11 protein-coding genes are annotated in these 13,112 nt (G+C 55.2%); 5 read left to right on the top strand and 6 right to left on the bottom strand.

Features of this window, described 5'->3' with window-relative positions; genetic code table 11:
• The first annotated feature begins 55 nt into the window (after positions 1-55).
• On the top strand, positions 56-343 hold the full coding sequence (locus GV035_RS29660; protein WP_236572931.1) for a toxin-antitoxin system TumE family protein: 288 nt from the start codon (positions 56-58) through the stop codon (positions 341-343).
• Positions 340-687 (top strand): HVO_A0114 family putative DNA-binding protein, encoded by a 348-nt coding sequence (locus GV035_RS28710; RefSeq protein WP_159839488.1) that lies wholly within the window; start codon positions 340-342, stop codon positions 685-687. Before GV035_RS29660 ends, GV035_RS28710 begins: the two co-directional genes overlap by 4 nt.
• Before the next feature lie 33 nt (positions 688-720).
• On the opposite strand, the gene GV035_RS28705 is transcribed toward GV035_RS28710, so the two are convergent.
• The gene (locus GV035_RS28705; protein ID WP_159839486.1) at positions 721-906 is read right to left on the bottom strand and encodes a hypothetical protein; all 186 of its coding nucleotides are present in this window, start codon (positions 904-906) and stop codon (positions 721-723) included.
• Positions 907-1,991: 1,085 nt separating this feature from the next.
• Between GV035_RS28705 and GV035_RS28700 the strand changes: the two genes are divergently transcribed.
• A complete protein-coding gene (locus GV035_RS28700) occupies positions 1,992-2,708 on the top strand; it encodes an ankyrin repeat domain-containing protein (RefSeq protein ID WP_159839484.1) in 717 nt (238 codons plus the stop codon).
• A 498-nt stretch (positions 2,709-3,206) separates the two neighbouring features.
• On the opposite strand, the gene GV035_RS28695 is transcribed toward GV035_RS28700, so the two are convergent.
• Complete coding sequence (locus GV035_RS28695; protein ID WP_159839482.1) at positions 3,207-3,515, bottom strand: hypothetical protein; 309 nt, start codon at positions 3,513-3,515, stop codon at positions 3,207-3,209.
• Between the two features lie 1,151 nt (positions 3,516-4,666).
• Here GV035_RS28695 and GV035_RS28690 point away from each other — a divergent pair.
• Positions 4,667-5,890 (top strand): hypothetical protein, encoded by a 1,224-nt coding sequence (locus GV035_RS28690; protein WP_159839480.1) that lies wholly within the window; start codon positions 4,667-4,669, stop codon positions 5,888-5,890.
• A gap of 420 nt (positions 5,891-6,310) precedes the next feature.
• Here the strand turns inward: GV035_RS28690 and GV035_RS28680 are convergent, their stop codons facing one another.
• A complete protein-coding gene (locus tag GV035_RS28680; RefSeq protein ID WP_159839478.1) occupies positions 6,311-7,273 on the bottom strand; it encodes an aldo/keto reductase in 963 nt (320 codons plus the stop codon).
• An 821-nt stretch (positions 7,274-8,094) separates the two neighbouring features.
• Here GV035_RS28680 and GV035_RS28675 point away from each other — a divergent pair.
• Entirely contained in the window at positions 8,095-9,099 is a 1,005-nt protein-coding gene (locus tag GV035_RS28675) for a carboxylate--amine ligase (protein WP_159839572.1), read from the top strand.
• A 431-nt stretch (positions 9,100-9,530) separates the two neighbouring features.
• Here GV035_RS28675 and GV035_RS28670 read toward each other — a convergent pair whose 3' ends face one another.
• The 3 genes from GV035_RS28670 to GV035_RS28660 form a co-directional block, all read right to left on the bottom strand.
• On the bottom strand, positions 9,531-11,090 hold the full coding sequence (locus tag GV035_RS28670) for a hypothetical protein (protein WP_159839476.1): 1,560 nt from the start codon (positions 11,088-11,090) through the stop codon (positions 9,531-9,533).
• A gap of 179 nt (positions 11,091-11,269) precedes the next feature.
• Positions 11,270-12,736: an oligosaccharide flippase family protein gene (locus tag GV035_RS28665; RefSeq protein WP_159839474.1), complete on the bottom strand. Its 1,467-nt coding sequence runs from the start codon at positions 12,734-12,736 to the stop codon at positions 11,270-11,272.
• Between the two features lie 78 nt (positions 12,737-12,814).
• On the bottom strand, positions 12,815-13,112 hold a 298-nt coding region (locus GV035_RS28660; RefSeq protein ID WP_159839472.1), incomplete at its 5' end, for a glycosyltransferase.

Below are 13,112 nucleotides of genomic sequence, written 5' to 3'. Positions count from 1 at the left end.
CGCTGGTTAGGCCGCTTGATTGACAACAACGGCGCGCGTTGTCATCATTGTCAACATGAATGCAATCCGCCTCTTGAAACGCCGTGTCCCCGTCGATGAACAGTCATTTGCAGCTTTACTTGTTTGGAAGGTTCCGCAACCTGTCGAGGGCAGCGCACACTTCTACAAATATAGTGCCGCGTACATCGTGAGGAACGTATGCGTGCTTCGTTACGACAACGAACGCGGGAAGGGCGACCATAAGCATGTTGGCGAAGTCGAGACGCCCTATGCATTCACGACGCCGGAACAGCTTATGGCAGATTTCTGGTCAGACGTAGACCAATGGAGGGCCGCACAATGACCACGGTAACGCTTGGGATCGCCTCCCGCGACGACATCACCCGAAGTTTCGCAGCCGCCATGCGCGGCGAAGAACAGGGCGAATTCATTAGCTTCGCAACGCCCGACCTGTTGCTCAGGACGCTCACCCAGTTGCGCTGGGACATCCTCAAGAAGATGACAGGCGCGGGGGCCATGTCGATTCGAGAACTTGCCCGACGCGTCGATCGCGATGTCCGCCGCGTGCATGATGACGTTCTCGCGCTAATCAATGTTGGCGTCCTGGAACGTTCGGACAACGGCGACATCATTTTTCCCTACGATGCTATCCACGTTGATTTCACGTTACAGGCCGAGGCGGCTTGAATGGTGTTCGGCGTGGATGCGCCTTACCGCGATTCACCCCAAGGCGTCGCGGCAGGCGATCGTCGTCGGCAACCGGCACATCGCGGCGGCGGCGGAGAAGGTGAACAAGACGATCGTATTCCACTGGTACACGCGCATTTCCTTGAGTGTCAGGCGAACGAGCGAACGTTTTTCTTCGAAGGATCGCGCCAAGAAAGTTTTATTTTCTTTGAACGGCAAGCGTCCTATTGGGTAGCCGTATCGCTGTATTGAGAGTCGAGGATCCTTCAGTGCAAAGGTACTACAACAATGCTCATAACGATCCAGGGGCTTAGACTCGTCGAGCGTTCCGCTGGTCACTGATGAAAACAGATGTACTGCTATCAAGCAACTGCGTGTCGACAACACCAGCGTCGTGGAGCTTGCCCCGAATAGGCGCCGCGCCCGTCGACTTGCGCATGCAGCACAAACCCGCCCGCCAAGGCGGCTCAATGGAAGGTGGGGTGCAAGCCGAATCGTGGGGCTATCGCGCGGTCCGCGTATTCGACGATCGCATCAGACAAGACGGTGGCGTTCTGACGCGATATGCGTCGGCGGGTGCCGCACTTTGTCGATATCCATTCTGCCCTTGTGATGGTCAAAGATCGGAAAGGTCATAAGGTCTGAATGCATGCGCCGGCTCCTGACGGGCGCTGTGCAACGCTCCCGCGATTACTAGTGTTTTCAGGAAGACTGCCTGATCCTCGGCCCTCTTCCTGCGCTCGATTGCGATGGACCACCACGCGCGTCTCTATAGCATGCGTTAATCGCCATGGTATGGTTAATCGTCTGCATGTCGGGCTTGGACCAGGCCGTGCAGGCGAACGTCAAACGGCACCCCATTTCGTGCGGCAACAGTAAGAACTTGGGGGGGCGGCACCACAACACTGTTCGTCAAAGAACAACGCACCTTATGGGAAGGGAGGCCACAAGAAGACTCCGTCGGAACACACCGAACGGAGAGCTCTGCGTCGCTGGAACGTTACAGCGAGGTCGGAACCAATTTGGATTCGCCCCCGAGCCATCGGAATGAGCCGTTCGAACGAGCGCTGGGGTAATGTCAATTGCGTCTTGAGTATGTTCGAGCTGTGCGGCCGCCAATCGCGGTGAGAAGTCCAACGGTCCTTTAACTCTCGAGGCGGGGCTCGCTTAGGGTGGGAAGTTCCGGCTTCCCCAAAAATTGGTGTTCATAGTTCGCAGAATCGTTCTATCCTCCAACGAGCACATGCGGCGGCAGCGGTTGGAAGCTCAACCCAGCTGTCCTCCGTGACGAGAGAGGAAAACCGATGCTTGCTTGTATCGACAGCCAACGAAAACGATCTATTGCATTGTTCGTGCTGCCGTTCATATTTGCCTGCGGGAAAGCAACTGACAGAAGCCCGCTTGCGCTGGCTGCCGAACTCGGTGACCTGTCCAAAGTGCAACACCAGGTTGACGAAGGGGCCGATATTGGCGCGAAGGACGGTAAAAGCTTGGATGCTTTGGCTTATGCGATAATCAATGAGTATGCCAAAGTAGTAGAGTATTTGCTAATCCGAGGGGCGAACGCAAATACCGAGAACAGCAGCGGCATTACGGCCACGATCATTGCTGCGACGGTAGGTCGCCTTGCGATTATCGAAAGTTTGCACCAGCACGGTGCCGACGCGAATCGGGCGACCGAAGACGGCGTTACGCCGTTAATGGCCGCTGCCGCATCGGGTAATGAAGAGACGGCCGCTCTGCTATTATCCTACCGTGCTGACCCTTGCATAAGAGACAAGAATCGGCTGACTGCGCGCCAAATAGCGGACGAATGGCGTGGAATCGATGAAACGTCGCGGGTCATAAGCGGCAATAGGAAGTTGGCTGAGCTGAACTGCGTTGGAGAGTCAGATGATAAAATTACAACGCCCGGTTGCTTTCGCCGTATTATCCCCCATTTTCTTCATCCTATCGCTTTGGATTTCCGCTCTTCCGCACGAGTACGCTCATTCGATCACCGCGTGGCTACTTGGATATAAACTTGGCCCTTTTGATATAGACTATGGAAGCTTTGACTGGAGAAACGTCATTTTCTTGGATGGCATTGATAAGCACGTGAATTACTTCTTGATACACCTGTTCGGTGCCAAAAACGTAATAGGACTTATCGCTTTTGCGGGCCCCTTTATTGCGACCTCATCTTTATATTTTGTATCACTACGCGCGCTTCGCACGCCAAGTGTAGTAGGGCGACCGTATCTTTTTTATTTTTGTCTCTGGGTCAACGTCACGAATTTGTCCGAGTTGATAAGCTACATCGGGCTTCGATCAATCTCAAGGCACGGTGATATTGGGCATATTCAGTTTGCCTGGGGCGTATCGCAGTGGCTTGTTTTAACTGTCGGCTGCTTGTGGTTGTCTATTGCAACCTGGCATTTCTTTTCGCGCACGCTCATAGTTCTGTACTGGATTGCAGGAGCAAATCGCAAGCCCCTAAAGTGCTTTTTTCTAATTTTGTTTGCGGTTTATTTGTTCGTCTACCCCGCCGCAAAAGTGTTGTTGCGGAACAATGATAATTTCTCGAGAAGTATATCGATTCTCTTTTGCGTTCTTACTCCTGTCGCTGTGGCCGCCTGCTGGCCGGGACGAGACTGGGTAAGAAAGTGCGGCGCGGCTATCCGACACATATGAACGGTCAAGTTGTCAAACTTTTCCGAGGTAAGAATGGCGGGTTCAGCAGCAACGTCAAGACTATTCATGGCTTCATTGCTCAGTGATTGCACCGCTGCCATGATACCAACTGTATGCGCTCGATACGCCCCGATACTTGCGTTGTTAATTGTCATTGCTGATGCTCGGCAAGCGGGAGCACCGTTTAGGATCGTTCCGCTGGTTATGCTTGCGTGCCCCGTAATGTCCGTTTCCAGGCCATCCGATTATTTTTCATTAGCGACTTCTGACTGATACTAACCCCGACAGATGGCCTGCCCTAAGGCAGATCTTCGTCGGTCAGGGTTCGGCCGCTTGCTGCGGCTCGGCTGCGCCATGAAGCGGTCATTCGATCGGCTGGTTAACTGCGCAACCCGCCCGATGCCCAACGCGCGGATGTCGGCCATAGCCGACTCGCCGGTCAAGCGTCGTGCGCCTGCGGCACGTCAATTAGCTGTCGTTGCCAAGCCTGTGTACCTCAACGTCGGCTTCCGAGCGCCGCCGATTAGCATTGCCGACCCCTATGCTCCGGTCGCAACTATGCGAAGGTGATCGGTTGCTGAGGGTTCCGACCTAGGCATGGCGAGGCTTCGGCAAGGTGGGCGAGCAAGGATGTGGAGATAGTTTCGACCTGTGATGCAGTGGTGACTGACCTCCAGAGATCACCATGGACACCCGAGTAACCCGCGATTGGACTATGCGACTTGCGATTAGGTAGCGGCAGGCTCAAAGGGCGGACTACAATAATGCGGTAACCAACGCGCGGATATCAGTGCGACCGACCAGTCGAGACGTACTACTACGTCGCCCTCAGTAAATTCATGAACCGAAAACTGAGAACCGACCGCGGGACAGGGAAAGTCGTATCAGTTCAACGGCCATAAGCAGCCAATCAGTGGCACGTGAATCTGGGTGACCAGATCGGCGTGTCCATCCGTGCGAATGACGTAGGGTGGGATGCGCAGCGCACAGGCTACCAAAACCCCCGCTGCTTCTTTGATGCTCGATTGGCGCGTCCCGCTCTGAGCCGCGTCGCCATGATGCAGGCGGGTGCTGCTTCGCTTAGCGCGCCGAAGCCTGATTGCGCGTCGCTCCCTGCAGCAGTTTCCGGTCCCGAACGTTCGCTCACGTTGGCAGTGCAAACGTTGGTGCGGTAAACCACCTTCCTGGTAACAAAATTGGGCGAACATGCGCGTTTCGTTCGGAACGCTTGCACGACTTCCTTCCTGCGGGTTGGACGGCCGGCGCACCGCGCGCACCGGAATTGCGCATAGCATTGGAGAATTAGATGCCAGATGCTCCGATTCGACGCCGCAGCGCCGGCTGGTTTCTTCTGGCCGTGATCTTCTACCTGGTGGCGGCGGCCGCGTTCCACGGTTACTTCGCTAAATGGAAGTTTCGAGATGAGACCCCCCAGTTCGCGTTGCCAGCCATGCTCGACGGAACCAGCGATCGTCCTTTTGTTTACAGGCGGCTCTTGCCGGCGATCGCCAATGAAGTGGAGCGTGTTACACCAGAGACGCTTCGAGCACGCGCGATAGACTGGCTTTTTGCGGATGGGCGCGTGCACGGCCCGATTGCCTGGTTTTACCCGAACGCCTGGGACGCGCGCAACCCCAAGTACGCGCTTCGTTACTACCTGGTGTTTTACATGTGTTTCGCGGCGCTGTTCCTGGCGATGTTCGCCATGCGCGCCGTGTGCTTGGCGTTAAATTCAGACCCGGTGTCAAGCACGCTCGCGCCAATGGTCGTCGCAGCGGCTTCACCGTTGGTTCTTACGGAGGGGGGCTATTTCTACGATTTTCCTGAATTGCTGTTCATGGCGCTCGCCGTCTGGATGGCGATCACGGGCCGCGCGCTATGGCTGCTCGCGGTGACTGTCGTCGCAACGTTCAACAAGGAATCGTTTTTGTTTTTTACATTGACGCTGTATCCATTTTTGCGGGCCAGTTTCTCAGCGCCGAAAGCCTGGACGATCCAAGCAAGCATGTTGGCGTTTGCAGGGGGCGTCAACATGCTGATTAAGTTGCGCTATGCGCACAACGGCGGAGGAATGGTCGAGTATCACCTGCTGGACAACTTAGCTTTCCTCGCACATGCGAAGAGCTACCTGCGCTTCGAATACAACTACGGCGTGGTGACCACCAAAGGCTTCAACTTGATTGTTTTTGCGATCGCCGTGTTGCTGCTGCGAGCGGGCTGGAGCGCCCTGCCGGACGCAGTGCGGCGCCATGTGTGGATTGCGCTTGTCGTCAATGTGCCGCTCTTTCTCCTGTTCGGTTTCCAGGACGAGTTGCGCAACCTCAGCATGTTGTCGATCGGTGTGCTGATGATTGTGAGCGTGAACATTTCGATCTGGCTCAATCAGCGTGGTACCGTGGCTGACGTCCGCGAACAAATTGGCGTTGCGGCGCCAAGCTCTTCGTCAACAATGAGCGCTGGATCGGGTATAAATTCGCCGGTCAGGAGAGGGCAGTACCCGGCGCGCAGAAGAGAAGGAGGCGGGGAATAGCCCTTCCGATCACCCGGTACATAGCTTCGAGTGCAAATGGCGCGAAGGAACCGAGATGCTGCTGTTGTGCTTCGCTGCGTAAAGCGCCGCGCTACGGGGTATTGCCCTGCGGTAAGCAGCCGCCCTGCGGTACACCGAACGCGTCAACCAATTGAACCAAATACCCGGTTCAGAACAGCGTGCCTTACGGGTTCCGCACGAACTTAAACCGCAGCGCCCCGACCCTGCGCCCGTCTTTGATGAGTTGCCAGTCGATCAAAAGTCCGTTTTTCTAGCGTAGCTCCGCCACCGCTGGCTCAGTGATCCGCTGCCGCAGCGCCTCGAAGTTGTCCCGATGCGCCGGTTTAGCGCCCATTGCGGCCCAGAACTCCTCCATTGTCGAGGACCATATGCCCGCGCCGTTCCCAGGACTTAAGGCATTTAAACACCGCCAGCTATAGACCGAGTGCAGCGCGGCCCGCTATACAATAACAGCGTGCCGGTGCCTGATGAAACTGCATATGAAGTCTGTCGCGCTCTCCTGTGGATCGCGTCTACTTGTTCGAATGCCTCGTCCGGAAGCACTGCACTAGCCAAAACTTCTTTCGCGCGTTGCCCGGTCTCAGGCGTGGTTAGGAATGCCGTACCTCGTTGAGCAGCCCAGGCAAGCAGCACTTGAGCCGGCGTCCGGTTCAATCGGGCGGCGATGCCGAGTATGACGCCATCGTCCAGCGGACCTGGTTTGACTCCGCGGCCTAAAGGTGAGAATGTCAAGAAAGCAATTCCGTGCGCCTTGCAGAACATCAAGAGTTCGGTCCTCGGATGATACGGGTGCGCCTCGACCTGAACGACCGCCGGCTTGATTCGCGCCGACTTATAAAGATGCCCCAGTTCAACAAGACTGGTGTCGGACAGCCCGATCGCGCGGCATTTCCCGCTGTCGACCAGGTCTTCCATACCTCTCCAAGCGTCGCGCAGCATCGCGTGTTCAAGACGCAGAATGTTCCCGCTTGAGTCCCGCCGATCATGCTCACCTGCCGGAAGAACAGCGAGCGGAACCTGCATAAGATATAAATCGAGATAGTCAACCTTCAATCTTTCAAGGCTCGCGTCGATTGCGGGTCGGATGAGCTGTCGCCTGCGAGTCCATACCCGGGTCGTTATGAATATTTCTTCACGACGAACCTCTCCGCTCAACAGTCTGTCACGCAAAGCTCTGCCCAGCTCACGCTCATTCAGAAATCGCTGCGCACAGTCAAAGTGCCGATAGCCCACGCTAAGTGCTTTGCCGATCGCGCTTTTGGTCGAGGATGCACCGGCGATGAGTGGGCGGAAACCAACAACGGGCATGTCACCACATCCATGCTTGAGCGGCAAGACCGCTCGCTGTAATGCCAGAGACATGGTTATCGTTCATCCACAGTCGTTTGATGGGTTTATCATTTCCCGACGCCAACTTCTTCGCGCTGTTGCGCTCCAGCCCTATCACCAATCGCAGCTTCAGCTGCTTTCAGCGAACAATCATGCGCAAACTGTCGAGGCCTGCACCGCAGAACGCTGACGATACAGGCGCGCCAACCAGTCGTCGCTTCATGCCGCAGCAGTAGGCAAAATTTCGCCAGCAGAGGCACTGAGCTGCATCAACCAGCCCACCATCACAGGTTTAAATCGAGGCGCCAGGAGACGTATGCGCGGGAACGGCCTTCGCGATGCCTTTCAACCGCATGTGCGCTACACCACATAGCGTGTTGTACGTCGCACACTGTCAGTCGTTTTTCGCATAGTCTCCGTTATCAAGTCATCCCCGGTATCACTTTCTCCCGGGTATTGCAGAGTAATCGTCCGGAGCAGTCGTGACCTCTTCCGAAATGATCTTCAATTGTCCTGCAGAGGTCATCCCCTAACAACGTCGGAATACTTCCGAAGGCTCGTTGGCGCCACACATCAACCGCATGACAACGCGATCAAGCGATGCCAAAGTTCGTTCGGGATACCGACATTATATGCAATCCAATCTGACATCTATGCGAACAGTGACGAAATCAGAAACAGAGGCCGTAGTCGTGGGATGCTCCCTCAATGGACTCGGTGTCGCTCGTTCGTTGGCACGTGCCGGAATAGGTGTTACCGCGGTCGGCACCAGATACACTGGTGCCGCGCTATGGTCTCGTCACACCTCAGCGCGTCTGATCAGAGGCTTTACCGGCGAGCCGTTCATGGAAGACATGATCGCACTAGGCAAGACGTTTACTCGCCGCCCCATCCTTTTTTTGACACTTGAAGAGTGCGTCCATCCAGTGTCAGAAGGTCGCGAACGGTTATCTAGATGGTTTCGCATTCGCCTGCCCGAAGATCAGTCCGTCAAGATTTTAAGCGATAAGTCTAAATTCCACGAGTTCGCCTCCAGAGAAGGTTTCCCGGTCCCTCGTTCCGTTGTCCTTGAGACGGAGAACGACCTCGAAAAGCTAGCGCAGCTACAATTTCCTTGTGTCCTTAAGCCGGATGACAAGCGCAAAGTCCTGGTGGGAAGTGTGGACCGGGCAGTGCTCGCGTCCTCGTTGGTCAACGCTCAGGAGCAAGCGCGCTCGACATTGGCCGCAGGGATCAAGGTTGTCGCACAGGAATGGATTGAGGGACCCGACTCGAACATATACTTCACCCTTTTCTATCGGGGCGCTAACGGACGGAATGTGTCTACTTTCACGGGCCGTAAGCTGCTTAGCTATCCTCGTCAAGTCGGAAGCACGGCCGTATGTGTGAGGGCACCTGAAGTCCGTAGGATACTCGAGCCAATGACAATGGCCTTCGCGGAACGTGCCGGTTTCGAAGGCATGGGAAGCATGGAATACAAGTGGGATGAGAACTATAAGAAATTCATGATGATTGAGCCCACTGTCGGAAGGACGGATTGGCAGGAAGAAATTGCCACGCTTTGTGGCACGAATATTCCCGCAGCCGCCTTTAGGCACGAAGTCGGCCTGCCGCCGGCGCAGGATGACGCGCAAGAAACAGATGTGGCTTGGCGCGCCTCAATCACCGACCGCGTCCCTCGCCACTTGCGAACTCGGCCCATGCAAGTCTTCGACGGCTATATCCGGTGGGACGATCCGCTGCCCGCTTTGCAGCATTATTGCCTGGTGAACCCAATCCGTCATGTATTGAAACGATGGAAAAGTAAGACACGTTCGGAGCCATCGGGCGGTAGACCCGGCAGTAAGGCAACCGGTTAGCAGAAGCTAGACGGATACTGAAACCTTTTTGCATAGGTCAGGCGCTTCACCGGGAGCATATCAAGGCGGAACGATCGTTTAGTGGTCGGAACTGCTCATCTCGCGAGACATAGCGACGTCCTCCACGTCTGGTTCTTCGGTAGCAGCGGGGACACGTGGATCTCCCACGGGCACGCACTCATCTTGCTTGTGGACGGCTTGATACGTTCTGAGAATCATAACGAGGTCCTTCACCGGAACAGCTGCAAACTGCATTCGCAACGCGTCTGCTCGTTCGACCAAAGCATTAACGCGTTCGACACAGGTTTCCTCTGAAGATATCCGTTGAGACCTTGCACGCATGTCAGTGCTCCTCTTGGTTTAACTCGTCGTGGAGGTTCGAGCAGACCGAACCGATGCCTTGCATGACCGCGTGATGCGAATCGCGGTGCCTAGTCGATCAAAGGAGTATTGCCGCGCAAGAATGATTGACTCGGCCTTGAACCGTGATCCAACTTCCTGTATACGCCCGATCCAAACCTATTATTCTCGATGAAAAAGATGCTCGTTTTACCCGGGTTTCTACCGAAGTTGTCCGTCGTGAGGCCAATCCGAAAGCCTTGTATGGAATTTTCTACTACGGTGAACTCCGCGTCCGAATTGTAGTCATCCGACCACAAGTAGATTGCGATAGCCGGGCTTATCTGCTCAACCGTAGATACGAGGGTATTTTCGGCTACCACCGCTCGGCCGCCGTTGTGGAGTTGACCAATCTGCATGGCACAACAGCAAGGCTGTAACAGCAGGCGGGTAAAGACGGTTCTATTGCGCATGACGTTCACGTACCGCAGATTATTCGCGACAAAATTGATGCTAGTGTCTAAGAGCTCATTCCCTTCAAAGGTCAGCGACTCGACACATCCCGAACCCGTATCAACGACACCTATAGCGCCTTCAGTAGAGAACCTATTGCTTTTGACGAGGAGTGATCGATTTCTAATGTCCTGAGCAGCGTTGTACACGCGAACATGCGGATAGTCTGAGCGAATCTGTTTAGAAACATTTTCGACGAACGAGATACCCACATTCCACCAAAATATTGTCAAGTTGCCGTTCTTACAATGGCTCACTCGGTTCTGGCTTGCCGAGCAGTCTACGCATCCTTCAAAGTCGATGCCAACATCAGAGGCTGCATCAACCTCGCACCTGACGACGTGGACGTCGTCGCCCATGGAACCCCAAACCCCCGCGATGCAATGGACCGCCTTGACGTTCGTTACCTTTCCATCTATACACTTGCGCCGGTTCCCTATTCCACCGTCGACTGCAGGGTCGGAGTCGCCTCCCCACCATTGCACTCCGAACGGAATGTTTGCAAAACTGCAATCTGTCACTGACCATTGCACGCAATACCTAAATAGAACGGCCGCTCGCGCGTCCGGGCTCTCCGCCACATCTTCTGCGGTGCATCCAGTGACGCTCAAATAGGCACTACCGTTAAATCCGGCATCGCTGAGCTCTATGGTTACTCGATTGTATTTATCCTCGGCTTCTCGAGCAGGCAGAAACGCAGCGATCGCTAAGCCTCTGGCCGACAGCCGTGCGACGGATGCGTGTTGGACGTTATAGCCGGCGAGTACGTATCCGGTCATTGAGCCGCTCGAATCGACAACAGAGAAATTCTCGAGCCGGACACCTGTAACGCGTTCTGCGGCAAAGATCGAAAAGATTGTGCCGAGAACTGGTTTGGTCCACAAGAGAACGGTAGCGTCCCCCGCCCCTACCAACGTACTGCCGCTCCTAAGTGCCAGCGTATCGTCGATGCGATAATGGCCAGCCGCCAGTCTAACCGGCGTGCCTGACATGATGGCGGCTTGAATGGCACACCAGTCGATCTCATGATGTAGTCCGCTTGCGAATGGATACACCGCACGTGCGGCAGTAAGTGTGGCGAAGCGCGTCGACAATGGATGCGATAAACCATCGGCTATTGCTCCGAACGCCGCTGGCACGGCCGGTGTCCGGACGGCGTTTCTGCTATTCGTGGGCGCGCCGCGGATTCGCATACCAGCGCTTGATAACACGGCGAATGCGGCGGTCGCCTTTAGAGAGGCAAGCAGCCTGCGTCTCGACTCTTTAAGTTGCCTCATGTCAATAGTCGCTCATCGGTTTGCGCCGCGATTTCTCTGACTCATACTCCGCTTTTTGGCGACAGCCGTTGCCAGGAGGACCGCACAACATCTTGAAACGTCAAAGATGTGCTAAAGGACAGCCCCAAGCTGGCCACAACGAGTACTGCGCCCAAGGCCAGCTGCATTAGGTTTCCAAGCGATAAAGTGGTAAGCCATAGATCGGCCAACAAAAACGGGAACTGAGAAAGCATGCAAAGTATCGTGGGCCAAGCTTGCACGCGCGACACGTAAACCAAAAGGAGATATTCAAACATGGCTCGCAGTACCGTTGCGACGGCCGCCCCCATCAACCCGAACCGATTGATTGCTATATAAAGAATGAGCATGTACAGACATAATTGCAGAAGCGATGCTCTTGCGGCGCTGGCTGCACTGACCTGCGACTGGATCAGAATTCGAGTAACGTCCGCTTGGCCGCCTAACCACATAGCTATGATCAGTGCGCGCCCTATCGGAGCCGCAATCAATGCTAGGTCGCCGCCCACCCATGCCTGCAAGAACGGGCCGATCGCAGTCATCGCCATTATCGATAGCGGGGTGAATATTGCCACAAGGAGACCAAGGGACTGTTGCGTGAGCACCCTCGCCTGATCTCGGCTCGCTGCCGAAAGCCGCGGAAACAGCGTCCGCCCGAGCGCGATTGACACGATGTTTAGCCGCATCACAAGGTTCTTAGGCACTGTGTAGCAGGCGACGGTCCGAGCTCCAAATGTCGCGCCAACGACAAGCCGATCGATCGAATCCGTCACCATAGTAACGACTGTGGTTGCGAGCATCCAACCACCGAAATTCAACAGCCGCCGAATCGTGTCCAACCTTGGCCGGCATATTGTACGAAACTTGAGTACGCGGGACGATTCGACGAGTAGTTGCAGAGCTGTCAGCGAGCGGACAATTATCGCCGAACCGAGAACGATCCCGACAGTCGGACCAAATAACCAGACCGAAAAAAGCGGAACCAATTGAAATAAAATGGTGCCCGAAGTCTGGATCATGTTGAACGCGGCAAAGCGCTCAGCGCCAGCCAAAGCCGCCGAGAAAACGCAAGAACCACTTGCGACAGGAACAGCTAACGCCAGTAAAGGCAGACTATTTCTCACCTCTTGCGTTAGCGTTGCGGTCGGATCCATCCAGTACCTGCTATAAGCCCATCCGCACACATATACCGCAATGCCAATCACCAGGCTGGCTGCAAGGTTTGACCAGAATGCGCTCCAGAGTAGGTCGCGACATGTGACTAGGTCATCACTCGAATAAGCTGGAGCAATTTGGTTCTGCGTCGCCACGCTCATCGCAAAGCCTAGGACGTTGAAATAGTCGATCAGCACCCATATCAGCGCGACAGCGCCGAAGCGTTCCAGCCCTAGCAGGTGAACGTATGCTGGCACGGTAGCAAGTGATACAAACGTCGGCAGCAACAGGCCTGCGAAATTAATCGCCGTGTTCTTGACAATGCGGCTATCCATGGGATAAGGACTTGCTCTTCGGCAGTACTACCATTTTTGGGCTCATGCCGTTAGGCGACGAATGAGTCGCTCGCCGACTCATGACACGCGGTGACCTTGCGCTAATTCGGCTGTTACATCTAGCATCGTCAGAACGCTTTCGACCTTTGCCGCAACATCTGACCATTTGAACTCCCTAGCGCGAATCACGCCCTTCTCGGCAAGGGTGCGACGCAGTTGGGAGTCTTCCAAAAGCCGCTTTGCTGCCACCGAAATCTCTTCAACAGATACGGGATCCACGAGTATGGCTGCGCCGCCCGCAATTTCTGGCATTGCCGTACAGTTCGACGTCACAACCGGGGTTCCGCAAGCCATGCTCTCGACTATCGGTAAGCCG

The organism is Burkholderia sp. 8Y (assembly GCF_902506145.1).
In the GTDB taxonomy this organism is placed as follows: domain Bacteria; phylum Pseudomonadota; class Gammaproteobacteria; order Burkholderiales; family Burkholderiaceae; genus Caballeronia.
This window is presented reverse-complemented; position numbering and strand designations above follow the sequence as displayed.

What these genes read in the sequence shown, in the direction of transcription:
- GV035_RS28675 (WP_159839572.1), top strand. Translation starts at nt 8,095, where the DNA reads ATGATCGCACTAGGCAAGACGTTTACTCGCCGCCCCATCCTTTTTTTG.
- GV035_RS28665 (WP_159839474.1), bottom strand. Translation starts at nt 12,736, where the DNA reads ATGGATAGCCGCATTGTCAAGAACACGGCGATTAATTTCGCAGGCCTG.
- GV035_RS28690 (WP_159839480.1), top strand. Translation starts at nt 4,667, where the DNA reads ATGCCAGATGCTCCGATTCGACGCCGCAGCGCCGGCTGGTTTCTTCTG.
- GV035_RS28710 (WP_159839488.1), top strand. Translation starts at nt 340, where the DNA reads ATGACCACGGTAACGCTTGGGATCGCCTCCCGCGACGACATCACCCGA.
- GV035_RS28680 (WP_159839478.1), bottom strand. Translation starts at nt 7,273, where the DNA reads ATGTCTCTGGCATTACAGCGAGCGGTCTTGCCGCTCAAGCATGGATGT.
- GV035_RS29660 (WP_236572931.1), top strand. Translation starts at nt 56, where the DNA reads ATGAATGCAATCCGCCTCTTGAAACGCCGTGTCCCCGTCGATGAACAG.
- GV035_RS28695 (WP_159839482.1), bottom strand. Translation starts at nt 3,515, where the DNA reads ATGACAATTAACAACGCAAGTATCGGGGCGTATCGAGCGCATACAGTT.
- GV035_RS28700 (WP_159839484.1), top strand. Translation starts at nt 1,992, where the DNA reads ATGCTTGCTTGTATCGACAGCCAACGAAAACGATCTATTGCATTGTTC.